A 19,449-nucleotide genomic window follows, 5' to 3' on the forward strand; every position below is an offset into this window, starting at 1 on the left:
TAGCAAAGCATACGATGTTGAAGAGACGATACTATACTTTCGGCACCGGCTATGGTAGGAAGGAGCTGCACATTGGCTACACGCACATGTATATTAGAAAGCCATTTATTTTGGGGTGAACCGGCATGAAGGCGGTTATTATGGCAGGGGGAAAAGGGACGCGCTTTTGGCCGAGAAGCACGACGGCAAAGCCGAAGCAGTTCCTTTCCTTAACATCCGGCGAGGCAACCATGCTGCAGGAAACGTACAGCCGTTTTCGCAGCTGCTTGCCGGAGGAGGATGTTTATGTAGCAGTAAGCCGCAACTATTTGCCGCTTGTTCGGGAGCAGCTGCCGCAGCTTAGCGAGGAACAGCTCATTATTGAGCCGGAGCAGCGGGATACAGCGCCTTGCATTGCGCTGACGGCGAGTTTTTTTCAGAAACGGGGATTAAATGAAGTCATTGTAACGGCTCCTTCGGATCAATACATTCCAGATGCTGCCGAACTGATGGAGGCGCTGCGGGCAGCGGAACAGGCAGCTCGGGATGAAGGCGTTGTCGTAACGATGGGGATTGTGCCAACAAGAGCAGAGACGGGATACGGCTATATTGAAGCGGGTGAGCATGAAGATGGCAAATATGGGCCAGGCATTAAGACGGTAAAAGCCTTTATCGAGAAGCCGACGCTCTCGCGGGCGGAGGAACTGATCGCGATACCGAATATGTACTGGAACAGCGGTATTTTTATATGGAAGCCGTCGACTATTGCAGGTTACATGCAGCTTTACCAGCCAGATATGTGGCGTGTTTTTGAACTTGAAGGAGAGCAGCTTGCAAAAGCTTATGTGCAGCTGCCGAAGCAATCTATCGATTATGCACTGATAGAAAAGCTGGAACGACTGTATACGCTGCCGATTGCTTTTACATGGGACGATGTTGGCGTGTGGACGTCGCTTGAACGCATATTCGGGGCGGATGCTGATGGGAATATTTTGCTCGGGAAAATCTATCCGACGGGCACGAGCAATAGCATTGTTTACGCGGAGGGGCAGCGGGTGCTAGTCATTGGCGTTGATAATCTGATCGTCGTATCGACGGACGAAGGACTGCTGATTTGTCATAAAACACAGGAGCAGGCGGTTAAACATGCGATAGCCGCGATGGATGCTGAGCGAGAGGGAGGCATGCCATGAAAGCATTGATTACAGGCATAACCGGCTTTGCCGGAAGCCATTTGGCAGAGTATTTGCTGGCGCATCAAATGGAAGTGTCCGGCACCGTAAGAAAGACCAGCAGTATTAAGCATATCGCTCATTTGCTGCCCGCTGTGAGGCTGTATGAATGCGAGCTGACTAATGAAGCCGATGTGGAAAAAATGATAGCGGACGTTAGGCCGGACATGATTTTTCATCTGGCAGCGCAAAGCTTCGTGCCAAAGTCTTGGGAATCGCCGCTTGCGACGATCTACAACAATATTGCCGGGCAAATTCATTTGCTGGAAGCTGTACGAAAGGCAGGAATCAACTGCAAGCTGCTGCTCGCCTGCTCTAGTGAGGAATATGGCCAGGTAGACACGCAGGATATTCCGATTAAGGAAACGACGCCGCTGCGTCCTCTCAGTCCCTATGCTGTCAGCAAAATTACGCAAAATTATTTAGGCTACCAATATTATCGCAGCTATGGGATGCATATTGTATGCATGCGAACTTTCAATCATACGGGACCGCGGCGCGGCGAGCAGTTCGTAACCTCCAACTTTGCGAAGCAAATCGTCGAAATCGAACGGGGACTGAAGCCGCCCGTTCTATATGTGGGCAATTTGGAGGCAAAGCGCGACTTTACCGATGTGCGCGATGTTGTGCGAGCGTACCACTTGGCTATTGAAAAATGCGAGCCTGGAGAAGTATACAATATTGCATCGGGAAGCTCGCGGGCGATTGGCGAGATGCTGCAGACGCTGGTCGGCCTTAGCAGCAGCACCATTTCGATTCAGGAAGACCCGGCGCGGCTGCGGCCTGCGGATGTGCCCGAGCTAGTCGGCGATTATTCTAAATTTCATCATCGTACGGGCTGGCGTCCGGAAATTCCTTTTGAGCAGACGATGCAGGATTTGTTAAGCTACTGGCGGGCGGAATTAGGTTAGGCTGCATGTAGAATGACCACGTCTGTGGGGAACAGCATAGCTTGGAGTACTTTTTGGCTAATACCCTCTAGACGGAAAATCGGACGGCGGCTTTATCGTTGTCTGATAAAGGTGTAGAGGGTGTTTTTACGTTGCTATTATGTAATTGCTAAGCAGGCGTGGTGGAGAACTGAGCATAAGCTAGAAAAAGCAAACTGCCCCAGCATTTACGCCAGAGGCAGTCCGTGTTTCGTGTGATTTTAAAGTTAGAGAAGCGTAAGCTCGGTCAGGCGTGCGCGGATCATGCCGCCAACCGCCTGCGGCGAAAAGGACGTATGAATCGTATGCTGCCCTTGCGCTGCAATGGCTTGGCGCCACTCCGGCTCTTGAATAAGCCTTTGCATATAAAAGGCGGCATGATGCACATCGGGTTCAGCCCAAGTCTGATATCCCTGATACGGTCCCCAATCGGTGCCGACTTGCACCAGCTCGTAATTGACGGGACAGGAATTGGTCTCGTTCATAAAGTCGGTATTGCCGGACCAGTTCGTGCCAATGACCGGTTTCCCCAAATACATCGCTTCTGCGAGGCCCAGTCCAAAGCCTTCAGCGCGATGCAGCGAGACGAAACAATCCGTGACACTCAGCAGCGAGTTGACTTCCAGGCGGGAGAAAATACGATCAATAATAAAAATATTGCTGTGCTCGGCAGCGAGCTGCTGCAGCGGTTCTATATCCTCCGGGCGGAAATTCGTATTGTTGACCTTGAGTACGAGTCCGACCGTTGGATCATTTTTCGGAAAAGCGAGCCGGAACGCTTCTATAACAGCTTGCGGATTTTTGCGATGCGTATAGCTTTGTACATCGTACATCATCATGAATAGGAAGCGATCGGTTGGCAGTCCAAGTGATTCCCTCGTAACCTCAGGAGAAGTCTCAACCTCCACGCCATGAGGGATGATGACGACAGGGACAGGTGATTTCTGCACGACCGAATCAAGCACGAAGCGGCTGGATACCCACACCTCCTGCACCAGCTTGAACGCTGGAACGAACTTTTCTGGAAAATCAGGGAGCTCCCAGTGCCAGTAGCCAATATTGTAGCGGTTGTGGAACAGGCTGCGTCCAAAATGGTCCATAGCCGGCGCCATATAATCCGCATTCATATGAAACAGGTTCGTGTTAAAGGGGCGGTCTTCTGTTTTTTTATGCTCCCAGCTCATATCCGACATCCGGGTAGCGACTTGAAGCGGGAAGTTTAAAATGCCAAAAGGAATCTCGGCTCGCTCAATCGCTCTTGCCGCAAGTCTGGCCGATTCGCCAATGCCCATTTCCGCATGAATAAAGCCGACAAGATTTATGCCCTGTGCGGTCCAAGGCTGCGGATCAATTACCTCTTCGGCAGATGGGTGATCTTCTGCTTGACGGGTCTGTTTGACGTGCTGCGATAGGCTGGAGGAGGCGCGATTTTTTGTTTTTCGAAGGCCGCCGTTGTTTTTCTTTCTGCGTTCGGCCCGCCGCTTGGCCCGCGGTTTGATAGCTTTGCGTTTACGGCGTTTGGCCAGAAGCGATTTTGTGGAAGAACTGTGCTGCTTGCGTTTGGCGGACGTTTGATGTCGCTTGCGCTTAAGTGATTTGGCCACTTGTTTCCTTCCTTTCTCGTCATTTGCATGTGGAGAAATCGTTAGCGGATACGCGCTTGACTATATTGTATTCACGATGGACCTCAGATTCATGGACAATGACCTAATGGATAGTAAAAAGCGGCGTATGACTAGAAGCATGCAGAATGTGCGGCAATAACCGAGCGGTACTCATCGAGGAAGCTTTGCTTTATACACTGAGTGTGGGAGGTTGTGCGGTGGCCGTGCCGCCAAACAGGTTTGCTGCATAAGCCATAATAGATGGACAACTTGACGATTAAACAACTTGGGAAAAAGAAGGGGGAGAGAGCGATGGTGGCTATGACAAGACAGCAATTTATTGCGGCATTGGTGCCTGCCGTCATACAAGTACGGCGCGAGGGCTCACCGATGCTGCCATCTGTACGACTGGCGCAGTATATTTTGGAAACCGGAGGTGTCATTCATTCCTGGTATAATTTAGGTGGAATTAAAGTCTTGGGAGCTTCGCCCAATGCCTATTGGCAGGGCCAAGCGGTCGTCAAAGGAACATGGGAGCATGTCGATGGCCGAAATATAAATACGAGCGCGGCCTTTCGCGCATACAGCAGTGTCTATCATTTTATGAAGGATCAGGATCTGCTGTTTATGAAAGCGCGGTATGATCGAGTGAGGCTTGCGAAGACGCCAGAGGAACAGGCGCAAATGCTGCTGGCCTGCGGCTATGCAACCGATCCGGCGTATGCAGCCAAGCTGATCGCCATCATAAACAGCAATGGGCTTCGACAGTATGATAACGAGGCTGCAGCGGCTGTAAAGACAACGGTATTTCAGGGCGCGAAGACGGTGCCGATTTTGCAAGGAGGAATGGTGGAGGTGATCGGTTATGAGCGTGATGGCACCGTGTGGGTGCCAGCGAGAGCGCTCGGCAGCCGCCTCGGCGGAAAAATTGGCTGGACAGGTTCAAAAGTAACGGTGAATAGCCAGGAGCTGGAGTCGCTGCTGGATGGAGGAACGGGGTATGTAACGATGCGTGCGCTGGCTGCTTCCCTGAATAAAAAAATCGAATGGGAGCCGAGCACACGCACCGTGACGATTATATAAGGGCAAGGCAGCTATTTTTTACGCTGGGAGGCTGCCCAGAAAGCAAGCACAATCAGCGGAATCGTTATAAACCACGGAATGTGAATGGTTCTGCCAGCAACAAAAGCGAAAATAAACAATAGCACGAAGCCGATAATAATATACAGACAGCCTCTTCCGAAAGTATTCATAAAATCTGCGCACCTCCTAGCATAAGGAACTCATCCCTTATCATACGAAGCAATCTTTAGCAGGTTGCATGAAAATAGGAGCTGCGCAAAATTAAGCGTTACAGCCAGGTTGTTTTCTCTGCATAAGGCTTGCGCGCAGTAGCTGGCGCTTCCCCTTGCGGGTATCCGATGAAAAGGGTGCCGATTATTTTTTTGCCCTCCGGCGATCCAATAAAGGCAAACATCCGCTCGTCATGGACGAGGCCGATGCCGCGTGTACGCCATACAAGTCCAAGTCCCAGCGTTTCGGCGGTCAGCCACATCGAGTGAATGGCGCAGGCTGCGGCATATTCGTTGTCCTTGGAGGAAGCTTCGTCCCCTTCAATGATATCGGCCGTTACAACAATGGCAAGGGGCGTCGTTTCCAGCACTTTAATCGATTCTTTTACTAAATGCGGCTTGGTTGGAAAACGCTCCTCCAGATAGGTACGCGCCAATTGCTCATAACGCTGCTTTGCTTCGCCGCGAACGACATAAAAATGCCAAGGCTCCCGCAGGCGGTCGTTAGGGGCGAGCGTTGCAGCTTCCAGCAAAGCGGCGATTTTCTCTTCCTCTACTTCCTGCGGCAAATAATTACGCACTGCGCGTCTTTGTTTCAAAGCATCAAGCAAGGTAAGGGTGGTGGTAGTCATTGTTTTCTCTCCTTCTATAGAGTGCTGCAGCGTAGGGGTGCAACAAAATGGATAAGCTCTCCCTGTATACTATACAGTGGAACAGGCGATGAGGAAAGGGATACAGAAGTAGAATATAGAATAAGAAAAAACGATATATAATAAGATAATAAGCTTACATATCCAGTCGGCATTTATGATTTGGTTAGCTAGCTGCACAAGGAGGAACTGAAAATAATGGGTAAAGCATTTGATAAATTATTGCCGGAGCACGAGGAGTTTATCGGGCGGCAGCACATGTTTTTTGTAGGATCGGCTCCGCTGACGGCGGAAGGGCATGTTAATATATCTCCGAAAGGCTACGATACGTTTCGCATATTGTCGAACCAGGAGGTCGCTTATCTCGATTTGACGGGGAGCGGCAATGAAACGAGTGCGCATGTGCTGGAAAATGGCAGGATGACGATTATGTTTATAGCAATGGAGGGGAAGCCCGTTATTATGCGGCTTTTCGGCACAGGGAAAGTTGTATTGCCAGGAACCGAGCGCTGGAATGAGCTGATTGGGAGGTTTGAACTGCTGCCAGGTGCTAGGCAAATTATTGTGCTAGATATTCATAAGGTGACGACGGCGTGCGGATTCAGCATCCCTTTTTATGACTATCAGGGCGAGCGGGAACAGCTGAAAGACTGGGCTGAGAAGGTAGGTGATCAAAAGCTAACGGACTATCAAAATGAAAAAAACAGCTACAGCCTCGATCGGCTGCCTACCCCTCTTGGCATTCAGAGGCAGACAGCTGAAACATAGGCAAATAGCTGCTTTATGAACCTGTTATCGATTCGTTATTCATTCGCAGGGAGATTGTAACGGGAAAAAAGCTTCCAGATCAGCTCTCTGCGGCTGGACACTTCCGTTTTCGCAAAAATAGATTTGAGATGATCCTGCACCGTATACGAGGAAATATGCAAGGAACTGGCCAGTTCCTTCGTGGAAAGGCCACGCCATAACCGTTCGACCAGCTGCTTCTCGCGCGAAGTTAGCGCATAAGCTTCAGCAATGATTGGCAAAATATCGCCAGGCTTCGCAAGCTCGAACCATACCGCAAGCTGAACCGAGTGATCCGCGGCTTGGAGCTTGCTGGCTCGCAGCGATAAGTAGGGGCCATCAGGAATGCGGATACATACTTTTGCGTCGGTCTGTGGCTCCCTATCCGAGGTGCTTGCAGCCAAAGCACGCGAGCAAACGGCACGGATTGGTCTCGGCAGTGTCTGCTCGTCGATGAACTCCCATTCGCGGAGCAGCGACAGCCAGCTGTTTGCAGCGTCATTACTCGATAGAAGCAGCAGCTGCTCAGACAGAATCAGAATGCCAGGATCGTCTTGAAAGGCGGCGCCCTCGCTATCTGGCAGCAGCAAGCTCGCTTTTTTCAAGGTGCGGGCCATGCTTGGGACTAAGGAAGCGATATACAAGCGTTCCTCTTCTTGAAAAAACGGCTCATTGAGCTGCCGAAATAACGTCAAATACCCCCAGCAAGCCCCATCCACCGTAAGTGCTGCACGCAGCTCATCTCCAAAGCCGGCAGGCTGCAGCACCTTTGTATATTTGAGGCTTCGACTTAAATCGCCTTCGGTTGCGCCGCTTAATGTAGCAACGGGCTCCGCAAGCTTGGCAAGCTCCTCATACGAATTGAAATCCTCCCGCAAATATTCATATTCAAACAATAGATGATGAATGGCCTCTACGCCTTCCTCCGTAACTGCGCCAGTAGACAGCATCGTATGCGGATCGACCAGCGTACAGCATGCAGCTGCAAAAGGCATCGTCGTTCGCAGCTCTGCAAGCAGCCTCTCCCTATATTCGCTGGAGCGGAGGTTAGCCTCCTCTAATTTGGCGAGCTGTTTCCGTACACTTTCTCTTTGCTTGTTCATTCCAGCTCTCCTGATTACCCACATTTATGGGATAGTGATTTTGTGGCGACCCGATATAATTAACATTAATTACAGATTACATTTTACAGAATACCCGCCAAATTGAAAAGGGTGGACCATATACAGAGTTGAAGGGAGAGCTGTACCGATGAATGAGAAGCAGCCGCAACAACAGAAAACAATGAGTTGGAATGATCCCCAAGTGGAGGGCTATGGACGAACGATTTCTTTAAAAATACCCGGCTATTTCATGCTGTATGATATGACAGATCGTTTAATGAACGCGATGCTTGGTCCTGAAAGGGAACAGGACATATTAGTTGTTGGCGCAGGCGGCGGGCAGGAGATTGTGACGCTCGGCGGTGCGCATCCAGCGTGGAGCTTTACCGGGGTTGACCCGTCTGCACGCATGCTGGCAATAGCCGAGCAGCGCATTCGGATGGAGCGATTGGAAGCGGGAGTAACGCTGCACGAGGGAACGGCAGACGAGCTGCCGAAGGACAAGCTGTATGATGCAGCGACTTCCCTGCTAGTGCTGCATTTTATAAAGGGGCTGGATCAGAAAAGGAAGCTGCTGCGCAGCATAGCCGAACGTTTGAAGCCGGGAGCGCCGTTATTGATTGCCGCAATAAGCTGTGATCGCCAGGAGGAAGCATTCGCCGTGCAAATGAGCGCTTGGCAAAGCCACATGCTGGATAATGGCATTCCGCTGGAGGATTGGGAGCGGTTTGCCGCCTCTCTTGGCGCCGAATCAGATCCTGTGCCGCCAGAGCAGGTGGAAGAGCTGCTTCGGGAAGTTGGCTTTAACCATATTTCAAAATTTTTCGGTTCCTACCTTATTACAGGATGGTTTGCTGTCAAAGCAGACGGGGAGCATAACATAGAAGAGAAGAGGCAGGACAAATGAAACAAGACATCGTTGTTATAGGCGGCTACGGCCATGTGGGCGGAGATATAAGCAAGCAGCTCGGAGCAAAATTTCCAGGTAAAGTGTATGCGGCGGGCAGAAGCTTAGAGCGTGCGAAACAATTCGCGGACCAGACGGGCGGCCAGGTGAAACCAATGGCATTTAATTTAAGCAACTGGAAGCAGGAAATGGATTTCGAACGTGTCAAGCTAATTGTCATGTGTATGGATCAGACGGATGATGCCTTTGTACAGGCTAGCCTGCGGAGTGGAACGCATTACGTGGATATTTCAGCGTATGGCCCTTTCCTGACCAGCTTAGAGAAGCATACAGAGGAAGCTGCACAGGCACAGGCGACAGCGGTGCTGAGCGTCGGGCTAGCGCCAGGTGTAACGAATTTGCTCGCACGCAAGGCGCAGCAGGAGCTGGATCAGCTCGATAGCGTAGATATCGCAATTATGCTGGGGCTTGGCGATCAGCATGGCAAGGCGGCGATAGAGTGGACGGTCGACAGCATTGGCAGTGCATTTTCAATTGTTGAAAATGGCGGTGTCGCGCAGACGGTCAGCTTTAGCGGCGGCAAGCGCACCGACTTCGGCAAGGAGCTGGGCAGCCGCATGGCTTACCGTTTCCCGTTCTCCGATCAGCAGTCGCTGCCAAGAACGCTGAAAGTGCCGACCGTATCAACAAGGCTTTGTTTCGATTCAGGTGCGGTCACCCGCTTGGTTGCGTGGATACGCGCAACGGGATTATTCCGGCTGCTGAAAGTCAAATGGATTCGCTCTGCCGCTGTGAGCAGCTTTGGGATGATGCGTTTTGGCTCAGACGGCTATGCGGTTAAAGTAGATGGCTGGGGAATGAAAGCGGGTAAGAAGAAGCATGTTCAATATTTGGTCGATGGTTCCCACGAGGCGGCAGCGACCGCTAAAGTGGCGACCGCTGTTGCCACCGCTGTTTATGAAGGCGGCCTGCCAGGCGGTGTATTCCATACGGAGCAGCTATTTGAGCTGGTGAAGAGCGGCAAAGGCAAAATAGCCCTGCAAGCCGCTGCGGGCATTACGAAACGACCGCAGATCATTGAAGGCTTGAGATATGACAGCTGGGAGTAAGGCCAGAGCGTTATCAAGGTTGTTATAATGAATGTGCCTCATTTGAAATATGGCTAACTTCCAGGCCGAAATTTTCACATAAAGCTTGCAAGCCGCTAAAAAAACCTTTGCCGATGGCGTCAAATTTCCAATTGCCGTTGTGCAAATATAAATCCCCAATGACGATAGCTGTTTCTTTAAGCAGATCTTCGCCAAAATCGAATTGAGCTACCACTTGTTCCGTTTGCGGATGCAGCAGACAGATACTGATTTCGGCCACCTGGCTGAAATCATGCTGCTGTGCCTCGCCTTCGTAGATCGAGAGAGTGAAGGCCATTCGCTGGATCTGCAGCGGCAGCTTGCTGAAATCGATTTTAAACTGTGCTGCATTGGGGCCTAGCTTGGAGTAGGAGACGGAGTTATCAGATGAAACGGGATTTCCGTAAAAAATACAATCTTCATCCCGCTCACACCGTCTTGCAGCAGATAGCAGGAAGGCCGTGGCGTCAATTTCAAGCGCCGGATTTAACAATTTCCATGAAACGCGAGCAACCAGCTGATTCAACCCCAAATGGAGGGTAATGTCAGCTTTTTGCCCTCTGACAAGCTTTAGTCCAGAATTTTCGGTTATTATTTCTGTGGCGCTAGCTGCAGCACATTTAGTGCTGGCAGAGGCGGCTGGCTTTGGTTGCTTCTTGCTTTTAGCAGCTGTTGTTGAGAAGGGCGAGTAACCGCGAGCATGCATTTTGCCTATTTTATAGCCCTTGTCGAGCGCAAGCTCGGTAGGGCTTGGCTGCTGCTCGCGCTCTAGCAGTCTTACTAAAATTAATGCTGCCGCTCTCGCATCATCAAGCGCATCATGGTGATTTAACGGAATTTGATAATGGCCAGCTAATACGTTCAAACGGTAGGAGGGCATGTCCGGCAGCAGTTTTTTGCTAAGCTGATAGGTGCAGTAATAATGAAATGCCGGATAAGGCAGAGCCGCATCATCTAGACAATAACGCAGGACGCTCATATCGAAGGAAGCATTATGCGCCACTACCTGTTTATTTTTTAATAATGGCTCAAGTACAGGCCATAGCTCGGAAAAAGTAGGGCTATCCGCCACCATAGCCGGAGTGATGCCGTGAATTTCAATGTTCATCCGGTCAAAATGCTGCTGCGGATTAATGAGCCAAACCTGCTCGAAAACGATTTTGCCGCCCTGCACCTCGACGATGCCGATCGCGCAGGCGCTGGAGCGATTGGAGTTGGCGGTTTCAAAGTCAATTGCCACAAAGTCCATGGTGCATCCCCTTTAAATTGGTGTAAGTTTTTTATAAATATAAGAAGTTATAAGTTTCATCCTTATAATGGGCTTATATTTCAAAGCAAAACGGCAGCTTGCTTTGCCGCCAGAGGACGGCGACAGCTGTTTACGCTTGTGCTTACCATGAATTATACAGGATGTCCGAAGCTTTTTGGCTGTCTTTCCATCTTTTTCTTGTCGTGAAGGTATAAATGTCCGCAAAACGGACAAAATAAAATTATCGGCGTCGCAAGATGTCGTAGACAACCGCGGAGAAGACTTACGTTCCCCATAAGCTCTTCGTCCGGTTTCTCCTCTCCCATGAATAGAGCGTCCCGAAAGGGGCGCTCGATTTTTTTGCATTTTATTTTACAGTAGCATTCTGAGCCATAAACCATATACCTGTTTCCTTTGAGGATTTAATGGTGTATACAATGCCATTGCGCTCGGCAGATTTATTAAGGTTGTATAAATCAACATTGCTTTCCATCAAACCTAGCTCCTCAAAAATATCTCCGCTCTCATTGGTTTCCAAATCAGGATTAGTTGCTCCGATTAAAGCTCCGAATGACAAAATCAAATTAGCCCCCGATTGCGGAGTACCATCACCAGCGCCCATAATAAGAAGCTCTTTAATAGCTCCTGTTTCTTTATTTACAAACCCATTGAGGTAGATGGAGTCAGTAAGCTGATGCTGAAAGCCTGAACCTTCTACTTTCAAAGACTTAACGGTAAACTTGGCTCCCAGCGTTTCTGATGCTTTATTGAACGCTTTACGGAAGCTTTCCACGTCGGTTGCTACCACACCTTCAGCTTTGGCTTTTTCAGTTTTCGAGGACTCGTCCTTCTTAGAGTCTGTTGCATTGCTCGCTGTTTCAGATGCCGCTTTGGTTTCATTTTTTGAACTTTCTGCGTTTGTAGCAGTTGGAGTAGTGCTTCTATCTTTATTCAAATTACTTACACTTCCTACGATTAGGACGATGATTAACCAGAACCACCATTTTGTATAAATCGGTTTTCTTTGCTGCATTTTAATTGCCCCCTAGGATCTCATTATACTCTTTACAGCTATTCCGACTTGGACGATGCCTTATCGAGCTTGCTTTCATTACTTTTCACGGAAGATGTGTCTGCGGAATCATCATCACGCAGCCCGCCATTAACTAGGCCAGCAATCAAAATGACGGTGATTACCCAAAACAACCATTTTTTATAAAACGGCTGGCTCTTCATTGTTCATGCTTGCTCCTATCGTATTCGTACACTTCTGGTGAAGGGGAAAAGGATGTCAGCCGCTCCGAACTCGTTGTTATTGAAGGGGGAGATGGCACTTCATCCGCTATTTGCTTATCTTTATTCCCCGTATAAATGATCCCAACCAGACTGCCTGCCACGAGAGCGACAATGATAAACCGGGTCTGATTGAACAACAGTGTTCTTCTTTTCAACAATACCGACTCCTATACTAAAATCTACTTGAATTGCTCGCGAACCCCTTCAAAAGCGGCCTTCATATCATCGCTAGTTGCGGTTGAAATGAATCCAAAGCTGAATTTATCTTCTATAATAAGGCCGATAAATTCCTTATCCCCGTCTCCTTTGACCAAGGTCAAGGAGCCTTTCGTTCCGTCTTTTTCATAGTCGACCGTTTCCACAACTTTCGGATTTAAAAAATGATCCTTCTCATCAATAACCGCAGATGCGGCAAATGCAAATATGCTTTGAACATCAGGATGCATATACTCCTGAGCAAATTTCTTTCTGGCCTCTACATCGGTTTCGTTGTAGTAGGAGTTAATATAACCAAGCGTAAGCTGTTCACTTACGTTCAAGTCCTTTTCAGGCTCGGCGGTCGGTGCGGCAGTTGCCTCGGTCTCTGGTGAAGGCGATGCCGAAGCTTCAATCTTCGCTGAAGGGCTTGGTGATGCAGTAGCCGCTTCATCCGAGGAGCACCCGCTCAGAACGCCAATAGCGACCGCTGTTAATAGGCCATAACTAATCTTTTTGTAAAATGTTTTTCTCGTTTGCAATGTGTCCGCTCCCTTTATCATTGTTTCGACACCAATATACTACAAAAGTTATGTTTTGGCGATATGTGGAAGAAGGAGTAGAGAGTATGGTAGTTTCAATCAATCCACTTAGCTAGTCCGTGTATGCAAGCCTGATCTAGATCGATTTTAGTACCAGACGTATTGCCTCTCCTGCCGGGTATGTCGCCTCTGACGAACGTGAACCTATATACCGAAAGGTCGCTCTATGCACTTCGCTTCCGGGTTTTACTCCCTGTACAAAGATAGTTGGCGGACATAGCAGCGGTTATTTCGACAGAATCACGTGTTAAGGCAAGCCCGCGGACTCAGGGGACGTTAATACGCTGCAAACAGCCATTTTGTCAGGATATTGAGGGAGATAACGGATTTCCTGTCCGCATACGTCATAAAATCGGATCAAAAGCCGGAATAGCGGAACCTCTGTCCTCAAAAAAAGGAGGCTGTGTCCCGAGCCGCGTAGTGTCAGCAACAATTGCGGGCTGTGGTTTTTTATTCCTTAGAAGCTGTAAATTGGCGATAGTCGAGCTTTTTTTACAAAAGCTTCATCCTCTTTAACATCCCGGGGCAATTATGGTACGATAGGCGGGATAGCGAATAAAGGGGGCATTTGGCAGTGAGAGTCATTGCGGGCGCAGCCAAGGGACGACCGCTGAAGGCGGTGCCTGGCAACAATACAAGACCTACGACCGATAAGGTGAAGGAAGCGATTTTCAGCATGATAGGGCCTTTTTTTGATGGGGGCGTTGCGCTGGATTTGTTTGCTGGAACCGGAGGGCTTGGCATAGAGGCTTGGAGCAGGGGGGCCGAGCGGACGATTTTTATCGATCAGGAGAAAAATAGCATCGACATCATTCGCCACAATACGCAGGCGGCCGGCATGGGGCAGGAAGCGGAAATTTACCGCAACGATGCGGAACGGGCTCTAAAATTACTGGAAAAGCGTGGAATCGCTTTCTCGCTTGTTTTTCTGGACCCGCCTTACCGAATCATAACGGCGGACAAGCTCATGACGTATATGGCTGACCATGGCATGCTTGAAGACGGGGCAACGATTGTCGTTGAACATGACGCAGCCCATAGCTATGAAGAGCAGTGGAACGGCTTTTTTCAAATGAAAAAAAACAAATACGGCGACACGACGGTAACAATTTATCGCTACGAGCCGAATGAAGCTCAAAACGGAGGACTTAACGATGCAGACGAATGACCAGATTCGCGTAGCCGTATACCCTGGAAGCTTTGACCCTGTCACTTTTGGGCATTTGGATATTATCCGCCGTTCGGCGAAGCAGTTCGACCATTTAATAGTAGCTGTACTTAATAATACGAGCAAAAATCCGCTGTTCAGCCTGGAGGAGCGCAAGGAAATGATCACTGAGCTGACATCGGACTTGACGAATGTTTCGGTTGAAAGCTTCCGCGATCTGCTTGTGCGTTTTATGAAGTCCCGCAACGCCAACGTAATTGTACGGGGCATTCGTTCCGTGACGGATTTTGAATACGAGCTTACGCTGGCATCGACGAACCGGCTGCTCGATGAGGATATTGATACAATTTTTATGATGACCGATCCGAAATACTCCTATCTCAGCTCCAGCATCGTGAAAGAGATCGCGCAGTTTCAAGGTGCGGTATCTGAGCTCGTTCCGCCTGCGGTGGAGAAGCGCCTGACTGAGAAGTACAAGTCGAAACAGTAGAAGGCACTTGGCTTAATTAAGCTGTATCCATAGTTGAAACCAGGCATTATTTAGGTGTTTCAGCCTCTCTTCGTGCCAGCATATACAACGCTGCGAGCAGCAGTACGAGCAGCGCTGATGCAGCCAACGTATAGGGCCATATATTAGGGAAATGCTGCGCGTGAAAATAGCCCGGAAAAGGGCTATTCATATTCATCCACGCCCCGTTTGATGAAACAGCTGGCAGCGCGCTAGCGGCTTGCCGCAAAAAATCAAAAGGGGCGCTGGCGAGAATCAGCTGCGCCGGCTTCCACAAGAGCACCACGAACCAAGCGGCATGCCCGGCATGAAGCAGCTTGGCGCCAGCGAGCGGGAGCAGCTTAAGATCTGTGCCGCTCGTTGAGTAGCCTGCCTGCAGCAGCCCGCTGATGCCGCTCCATGCGAGTATCGCGGCGGTGATTGCTGTGCTCAGCACAGGTGCCAGGTTCGGTGCTTCCAATACGGCAGCTGTGTAGGTGCCGATATGGCTTTCGAGCAGCGCGGGCAGGAAGAGCGCTTCCCACCAGCTTCCTGAGCTGATAAAAAGCCAAAGCGGCTGCATAAGCCGGGCGATGACAGCGGTGAAAATGATCAGGCCGCCAATCAGCATCAGCTTCTGCACGCCGCCGGATACGGCTTCGCCGAGCACCCGCCCGAAGCCGCGGCCGTCGCTCTCCCGCGCAGCGATGATCGCCTTGGCCGCCCGCTCGACCAATCGGCCTTCCTGCACCTGGGCGGCGCGGGCCGGGAAAGCCTCGGACCTGCTGGTGAGCAGCAGCAGCCAGGCGGTCCACAGCGCAGACAGCCAGACGGCTGCTGCGATCAAGAGCCCCAGCTCCGGCTGATGCATAAAGCCTGCGCCAAGAACGACAAGCATGAAAATAGGATTTGGCATATGTGAAAAGGCGAGCAGCCGCTGGCCTTCTTGGAGCGTAACATGCCCATGCCTGCGAAGCACGGCCGTCGTTTCAGCACCGGCGGGAAAGCCGGATAGCCAGCCGAACAGCAAGGACAGTGCAGCCTCACCGGGAAGGCGGAACAATCGGCCCATGAGGGGCTGGAGCAGCACGCCAATTCCGTGAACGAGGCCAAAGGCGGTAATGAGCTCAAATAGGACGAGAAACGGCAGCAGCCCGGGAAAAACAATATTCCACCATAAGGTCAGCCCTTGAAGGGAAGCTTGAAAGGCTGCCTCGGACTGGTAAATAACAGCTCCGACCAGCAGAATGGATGCTAGCGCTGCGAGCAAGGTTTTAGCCACTGGACGATCAACTCCATTTCAGGTCATCGTATCGTAGGGAATGGAATGCCTTCGATAAGGGCGAGAATATCCATTTTACAGCTGCGCTTATGGAAAATGCGGGCTATTTGCAGCGCCTGTAAGGCCGCCAAAGAGAAATTTTGCAATACTACGGTTGCTTGAGAGCGTTGGGAGATTGCAAATGGCAGCTAGTATAGCGGCTTGTACGATATGTATGCACTCGCTTGGCCCGTTAGACCGTTGTTATATGTGATAAAGAAGCTTTATGAGGAACGGAGGGGCGCAAGTTGTCCTTGAAATCGTCTGGAGTAAGGCAGCTAGGTTTTATTATGTTGGCGACCGCTTTATTCATGTATTTGCTGTTGTACGCACCAACGCCTTATGTCATGTACGAGCCTGGGCTTGCTGCTCCGACGAAGCCGATGGTGCGTTTGGTAGAGGAGCGGAATGACGATGCAGCGGTGAAGCCTTCATCAAGCCCATCGCTCAATTCGACGCCAGAAGAGGGAGCTTTTCTTATGACGGCTGTCAGGCTCTCGGATGCGAATTGGTGGGAAACTCTCTCTTCGGCATGGGATAAGGATATCGCGACATACAGCCGCTCATCGATTTTACGCGGTTATACGGAGCAGGAATATGCCGAGAGAATGACCGTCGTCATGCAAGGCTCGCAAAATCAAGCTATTGAAGCCGCGTACCGCTTAGCCCATCTTTCCTATCAATCAGTGGTCGACAGCATTGCGGTGTCGGATGTGTTGCAGGACAGTGACGGCAGTGAGGGAAGTGGATGGGAGCCTGGAGATGTTCTCGTTTCCTTAAAAGGCGGCAAGCCATTTGCGGATGCCAAGCAAATCGTCACTGAGCTTGGAGCCTATAAGGCTGGCGATGAGGCTGTATTTACCGTAAAACGGGGAGGAGCGGTGCAAGACGTTGCGATTACGCTGGGCGCCTATGAGGCTCCTTTAACGTTGGACAAGCTTCCTAGCGCGCTTGGCGGTGTACAGCTCGCTGAGCTTCGCAGCCTGCAGCCGGATGACAGCCGCTTTAAGCTGCAAATCGATGCAGGAGCCATTGGCGGCCCCTCGGCGGGGTTGATGTTTGCTCTGCAGTCGCTTGATTTGCTGCTCGGCAAGCAGGATTTGACGGGTGGCGCGATTATTGCCGGAACAGGTACAATCGCAGCGGATGGGACGGTCGGTGAAATTGGCGGAATTGCGTTCAAGGTCATTGCGGCAAGCCGCGAGGGAGCTGAGCTGTTTCTCGCCCCGTCCGCGAACTACAAGGAGGCTGCGGACAAGGCGAAGGACATAGGAACGAGCATGAAGGTCGTCAGCGTGAATAGTCTTAGCGAGGCTAAGCAGGTCATTGAGCAGTATGTCAGCGAAAAATAGGCCGTGTGAATTAGAGCATGATCGGCTTGGCATAATAGTCGCGAAATAAGGCGCCCGACTGCTGGCTTCCTGTATTAGCGAGCATATAGGCAGCAGTAGCTTGCGTATCGAGCTCTAAATAACGGTAGGGCTGCTCGGCAGCCGATGCGCTTAATAGGACAGGCAACGTCGCGGTCGTGCGCATTTTTCGCAGCAGCCCTTTGCCTTTTTCGCTAAAACCAAGCACGCGAATATATTGCAGCCCGCTCCGCAGCTTGTCCGGTGTGAAATCCGACTTGGCATGTCCAAGCAAGATCGAAAGCAGAGACCGTTGCAGCTTCGTTCGGGTATAACGTTTCGTTTTGAGCTCAGCAAGCAAATGCTCCACCTGAAGCTCCTTTAGGCGAGGCAGCGTTTTGCGGATGCGGTGTTCAAGCCCCTCCGTTATTTCATGCAGCTCGGCCAGCTGCGCTGCTGAACGGGTGACGATGGCATGCAGCAGCGGCGAGGCGAAGCTGTCCCAGCTTACGGGACTTCGCCCTGCATCCCATTCGCGTGCCAATACGTCATAGGTTGTGTCTGGCACGAATGGCTTAATGCCTGAAAGCTGCCGTTCCAGCAGAAGCTGTTTGCGTATGGCTGTAGCGCTGGCAATGGCGCTGTCCGTTACGTCTTCCTGGTTGTAAGCGGCTTTCTCGCGGCGAATCGTAAAAGGCTCCATACGCCCGCCAAGACGCGCAAGGGCGATCAAATAATGCAGCCCCAGCGTATGGTTGGGCATGGCAAAAGGAAAAGCGGCAGCCTCCGCCTTGCCTATGCTGCCCAAATAAGCGGCTACCGCGCTGCTGTAAGCGCTCGGGTAGCTCATTCCCGTAGCCAGCAGCTCCTTGAGCTGCGAGGCGAAAGCGGGCGGCTCCTGGGCGATGACGGAGGCGGCATCCATAAGTGGAGCCAAATCGCCGCTTTCCGTGCCGAAGCAGAAGCCATCGACGACGCCCGTTGCCTCCAGCAGTGCAACGGCGCCGTAGGAGAACCATTCCGCCGCCTGAGTAGAGTAGGCTACAGGCAGCTCAATGACGAGATCGCAGCCTCCGCGCAGCGCAGCTTCCGTACGGCTCCATTTGTCCATCACGGCAGGCTCGCCGCGCTGGAGAAAGTGCCCGCTCATGACAGCGACAACGGCGTCAGACCTGCTTGCCAGCAGCGACTGCTGCAAATGATAGCGATGGCCGTTATGAAACGGATTATATTCAACAATTAATCCTACCGTACGCATATAACCGTGCTCCTTAATTGTAAAATGATTGCATTACAAGGTGAAACGGCTGCCCTCCGTCCTTTGTCGGTGCGGCGCGTTTCAGTCCGAGAAATATAAGCCTATTGTAGTTGTAAAACTTATAATTGCTTATATTTCAAGCGTAAACGACTGAAGACGTCTTCTGGCGGCAAAGCAGCCGTTTCGCGATGAAATATAAGCCTATAATAAGTGTACAACTTATAATTGCTTATATTTTAAGAATAGCACAGCTATGATCAACATATGAATCGTGACCCTCATTTTCAACCGTTGAAAGTGGAAAATAGCTAATCCTCTGTGAAAATGTTGACAAAACCCTTATAAAATAGCTATAATAAATTTTGTTTGTTTGAGGTGATAATATGCAGTTTCATGTAGAAGAAACGATGTCCAAGAGGTTGAAGCATACAATCAATGAATCCATTGATGTTGCCCCTCTATTTGAAGGACGGGCTGATGTGATTCACACAGGTCCGCTCCATGTAGCGCTTGAGGTAGAAGGAAATGCAGGGTCGATCTTGGTTGATGGTCAAATGACGATCGATTGGGAGCTTGCTTGCTCCAGATGCTTGGAAGCCGTTCAGGAGCATACAGTCATTCCTTTCTCCGAGCAGTTTGAGCCTGCGCCGAAACGTGGCCAAGACGAGGATGAGCAGGAAGAGGATGACGACAGCGACTTCATTGCGGTATCCGGTGAAAGATTGAATTTGCAGCCTTATGTGGAAGAGGCGCTTCAACTGTTTATGCCGTTTGCCCCGCTTTGCAAGAGCGATTGTAAAGGACTTTGTCACACATGCGGACAGAACTTAAATGAACAGACATGCAGTTGCAACAACGAGAAGCTAGACCATCGTTTTGCAGCATTGAAGGATTTGTTCAAGGATCAATAGTGTA

The 19,449-nt window shown here is 50.5% G+C and carries 21 protein-coding genes; 10 read left to right on the plus strand and 11 right to left on the minus strand.

What is annotated here, in order from left to right:
- Positions 1 to 125: 125 nt before the first annotated feature.
- Positions 126 to 1,172: a mannose-1-phosphate guanylyltransferase gene (locus tag AC50X8_RS20400; protein WP_056038387.1), complete on the plus strand. Its 1,047-nt coding sequence runs from the start codon at positions 126 to 128 to the stop codon at positions 1,170 to 1,172.
- The gene (locus AC50X8_RS20405) at positions 1,169 to 2,122 is read left to right on the plus strand and encodes a GDP-mannose 4,6-dehydratase (protein WP_056038383.1); all 954 of its coding nucleotides are present in this window, start codon (positions 1,169 to 1,171) and stop codon (positions 2,120 to 2,122) included. Before AC50X8_RS20400 ends, AC50X8_RS20405 begins: the two co-directional genes overlap by 4 nt.
- A gap of 245 nt (positions 2,123 to 2,367) precedes the next feature.
- Here the strand turns inward: AC50X8_RS20405 and AC50X8_RS20410 are convergent, their stop codons facing one another.
- Positions 2,368 to 3,744, minus strand: a complete 1,377-nt coding sequence (locus AC50X8_RS20410; protein ID WP_494881215.1) for a glycosyltransferase family 4 protein — start codon at positions 3,742 to 3,744, stop codon at positions 2,368 to 2,370.
- Between the two features lie 312 nt (positions 3,745 to 4,056).
- On the opposite strand from AC50X8_RS20410, the gene AC50X8_RS20415 reads away from it, so the two are divergent.
- Complete coding sequence (locus AC50X8_RS20415; protein ID WP_056038380.1) at positions 4,057 to 4,827, plus strand: glucosaminidase domain-containing protein; 771 nt, start codon at positions 4,057 to 4,059, stop codon at positions 4,825 to 4,827.
- Positions 4,828 to 4,838: 11 nt separating this feature from the next.
- On the opposite strand, the gene AC50X8_RS20420 is transcribed toward AC50X8_RS20415, so the two are convergent.
- Both AC50X8_RS20420 and AC50X8_RS20425 read right to left on the minus strand, forming a co-directional pair.
- Complete coding sequence (locus AC50X8_RS20420; protein ID WP_200931650.1) at positions 4,839 to 4,997, minus strand: hypothetical protein; 159 nt, start codon at positions 4,995 to 4,997, stop codon at positions 4,839 to 4,841.
- Between the two features lie 98 nt (positions 4,998 to 5,095).
- Positions 5,096 to 5,668, minus strand: a complete 573-nt coding sequence (locus AC50X8_RS20425) for a nitroreductase family protein (protein WP_056038377.1) — start codon at positions 5,666 to 5,668, stop codon at positions 5,096 to 5,098.
- 216 nt (positions 5,669 to 5,884) lie between these two features.
- Between AC50X8_RS20425 and AC50X8_RS20430 the strand changes: the two genes are divergently transcribed.
- Positions 5,885 to 6,454, plus strand: coding sequence for a pyridoxamine 5'-phosphate oxidase family protein (locus AC50X8_RS20430; protein ID WP_056038374.1), 570 nt, complete (start codon positions 5,885 to 5,887; stop codon positions 6,452 to 6,454).
- A 35-nt stretch (positions 6,455 to 6,489) separates the two neighbouring features.
- On the opposite strand, the gene AC50X8_RS20435 is transcribed toward AC50X8_RS20430, so the two are convergent.
- Positions 6,490 to 7,575 (minus strand): helix-turn-helix transcriptional regulator, encoded by a 1,086-nt coding sequence (locus AC50X8_RS20435; RefSeq protein WP_056038371.1) that lies wholly within the window; start codon positions 7,573 to 7,575, stop codon positions 6,490 to 6,492.
- 181 nt (positions 7,576 to 7,756) lie between these two features.
- Between AC50X8_RS20435 and AC50X8_RS20440 the strand changes: the two genes are divergently transcribed.
- On the plus strand, positions 7,757 to 8,482 hold the full coding sequence (locus tag AC50X8_RS20440; RefSeq protein ID WP_056039080.1) for a class I SAM-dependent methyltransferase: 726 nt from the start codon (positions 7,757 to 7,759) through the stop codon (positions 8,480 to 8,482).
- On the plus strand, positions 8,479 to 9,591 hold the full coding sequence (locus AC50X8_RS20445) for a saccharopine dehydrogenase family protein (protein ID WP_494863979.1): 1,113 nt from the start codon (positions 8,479 to 8,481) through the stop codon (positions 9,589 to 9,591). Before AC50X8_RS20440 ends, AC50X8_RS20445 begins: the two co-directional genes overlap by 4 nt.
- 22 nt (positions 9,592 to 9,613) lie before the next feature.
- Here the strand turns inward: AC50X8_RS20445 and AC50X8_RS20450 are convergent, their stop codons facing one another.
- The 5 genes from AC50X8_RS20450 to AC50X8_RS20470 form a co-directional block, all read right to left on the minus strand.
- Entirely contained in the window at positions 9,614 to 10,858 is a 1,245-nt protein-coding gene (locus tag AC50X8_RS20450) for a TerD family protein (RefSeq protein ID WP_494881218.1), read from the minus strand.
- Positions 10,859 to 11,225: 367 nt separating this feature from the next.
- Positions 11,226 to 11,891: a hypothetical protein gene (locus AC50X8_RS20455; RefSeq protein WP_056038366.1), complete on the minus strand. Its 666-nt coding sequence runs from the start codon at positions 11,889 to 11,891 to the stop codon at positions 11,226 to 11,228.
- Between the two features lie 38 nt (positions 11,892 to 11,929).
- Positions 11,930 to 12,094 carry a hypothetical protein gene (locus AC50X8_RS20460; RefSeq protein WP_155973317.1) on the minus strand — a complete coding sequence of 55 codons (165 nt, stop codon included), beginning with the start codon at positions 12,092 to 12,094 and terminating at the stop codon, positions 11,930 to 11,932.
- Entirely contained in the window at positions 12,091 to 12,309 is a 219-nt protein-coding gene (locus tag AC50X8_RS20465) for a hypothetical protein (protein ID WP_056038363.1), read from the minus strand. The genes AC50X8_RS20460 and AC50X8_RS20465 overlap by 4 nt, the downstream gene beginning before the upstream one ends.
- Positions 12,310 to 12,333: 24 nt before the next feature.
- On the minus strand, positions 12,334 to 12,891 hold the full coding sequence (locus AC50X8_RS20470) for a hypothetical protein (protein ID WP_056038360.1): 558 nt from the start codon (positions 12,889 to 12,891) through the stop codon (positions 12,334 to 12,336).
- 634 nt (positions 12,892 to 13,525) lie between these two features.
- Between AC50X8_RS20470 and rsmD the strand changes: the two genes are divergently transcribed.
- Together rsmD and coaD are read left to right on the plus strand one after the other, a co-directional pair.
- On the plus strand, positions 13,526 to 14,119 hold the full coding sequence (rsmD, locus tag AC50X8_RS20475) for a 16S rRNA (guanine(966)-N(2))-methyltransferase RsmD (RefSeq protein ID WP_494863970.1): 594 nt from the start codon (positions 13,526 to 13,528) through the stop codon (positions 14,117 to 14,119).
- On the plus strand, positions 14,106 to 14,609 hold the full coding sequence (gene coaD / locus AC50X8_RS20480) for a pantetheine-phosphate adenylyltransferase (RefSeq protein WP_056038356.1): 504 nt from the start codon (positions 14,106 to 14,108) through the stop codon (positions 14,607 to 14,609). The genes rsmD and coaD overlap by 14 nt, the downstream gene beginning before the upstream one ends.
- A gap of 46 nt (positions 14,610 to 14,655) precedes the next feature.
- Here the strand turns inward: coaD and AC50X8_RS20485 are convergent, their stop codons facing one another.
- Positions 14,656 to 15,888: a nucleoside recognition domain-containing protein gene (locus AC50X8_RS20485; RefSeq protein WP_494881220.1), complete on the minus strand. Its 1,233-nt coding sequence runs from the start codon at positions 15,886 to 15,888 to the stop codon at positions 14,656 to 14,658.
- Positions 15,889 to 16,175: 287 nt separating this feature from the next.
- Here AC50X8_RS20485 and AC50X8_RS20490 point away from each other — a divergent pair, with 287 nt between their 5' ends.
- Positions 16,176 to 17,279: a YlbL family protein gene (locus tag AC50X8_RS20490; RefSeq protein WP_494881222.1), complete on the plus strand. Its 1,104-nt coding sequence runs from the start codon at positions 16,176 to 16,178 to the stop codon at positions 17,277 to 17,279.
- A 10-nt stretch (positions 17,280 to 17,289) separates the two neighbouring features.
- Here AC50X8_RS20490 and AC50X8_RS20495 read toward each other — a convergent pair whose 3' ends face one another.
- On the minus strand, positions 17,290 to 18,534 hold the full coding sequence (locus AC50X8_RS20495; RefSeq protein WP_494881224.1) for a nucleotidyltransferase: 1,245 nt from the start codon (positions 18,532 to 18,534) through the stop codon (positions 17,290 to 17,292).
- A gap of 383 nt (positions 18,535 to 18,917) precedes the next feature.
- On the opposite strand from AC50X8_RS20495, the gene AC50X8_RS20500 reads away from it, so the two are divergent.
- On the plus strand, positions 18,918 to 19,445 hold the full coding sequence (locus AC50X8_RS20500; RefSeq protein WP_056038343.1) for a YceD family protein: 528 nt from the start codon (positions 18,918 to 18,920) through the stop codon (positions 19,443 to 19,445).
- Positions 19,446 to 19,449: the final 4 nt, after the last annotated feature.

This window comes from Paenibacillus sp. JT22N15, assembly GCF_059383755.1.

Coding starts and splice junctions, on each gene's coding strand:
- AC50X8_RS20400 (WP_056038387.1), top strand. CDS start 126: ATGAAGGCGGTTATTATGGCAGGGGGAAAAGGGACGCGCTTTTGGCCG.
- AC50X8_RS20405 (WP_056038383.1), top strand. CDS start 1,169: ATGAAAGCATTGATTACAGGCATAACCGGCTTTGCCGGAAGCCATTTG.
- AC50X8_RS20415 (WP_056038380.1), top strand. CDS start 4,057: ATGGTGGCTATGACAAGACAGCAATTTATTGCGGCATTGGTGCCTGCC.
- AC50X8_RS20420 (WP_200931650.1), bottom strand. CDS start 4,997: ATGAATACTTTCGGAAGAGGCTGTCTGTATATTATTATCGGCTTCGTG.
- AC50X8_RS20425 (WP_056038377.1), bottom strand. CDS start 5,668: ATGACTACCACCACCCTTACCTTGCTTGATGCTTTGAAACAAAGACGC.
- AC50X8_RS20430 (WP_056038374.1), top strand. CDS start 5,885: ATGGGTAAAGCATTTGATAAATTATTGCCGGAGCACGAGGAGTTTATC.
- AC50X8_RS20435 (WP_056038371.1), bottom strand. CDS start 7,575: ATGAACAAGCAAAGAGAAAGTGTACGGAAACAGCTCGCCAAATTAGAG.
- AC50X8_RS20440 (WP_056039080.1), top strand. CDS start 7,757: ATGAGTTGGAATGATCCCCAAGTGGAGGGCTATGGACGAACGATTTCT.
- AC50X8_RS20445 (WP_494863979.1), top strand. CDS start 8,479: ATGAAACAAGACATCGTTGTTATAGGCGGCTACGGCCATGTGGGCGGA.
- AC50X8_RS20450 (WP_494881218.1), bottom strand. CDS start 10,858: ATGGACTTTGTGGCAATTGACTTTGAAACCGCCAACTCCAATCGCTCC.
- AC50X8_RS20455 (WP_056038366.1), bottom strand. CDS start 11,891: ATGCAGCAAAGAAAACCGATTTATACAAAATGGTGGTTCTGGTTAATC.
- AC50X8_RS20460 (WP_155973317.1), bottom strand. CDS start 12,094: ATGAAGAGCCAGCCGTTTTATAAAAAATGGTTGTTTTGGGTAATCACC.
- coaD (WP_056038356.1), top strand. CDS start 14,106: ATGCAGACGAATGACCAGATTCGCGTAGCCGTATACCCTGGAAGCTTT.
- AC50X8_RS20495 (WP_494881224.1), bottom strand. CDS start 18,534: ATGCGTACGGTAGGATTAATTGTTGAATATAATCCGTTTCATAACGGC.
- AC50X8_RS20500 (WP_056038343.1), top strand. CDS start 18,918: ATGCAGTTTCATGTAGAAGAAACGATGTCCAAGAGGTTGAAGCATACA.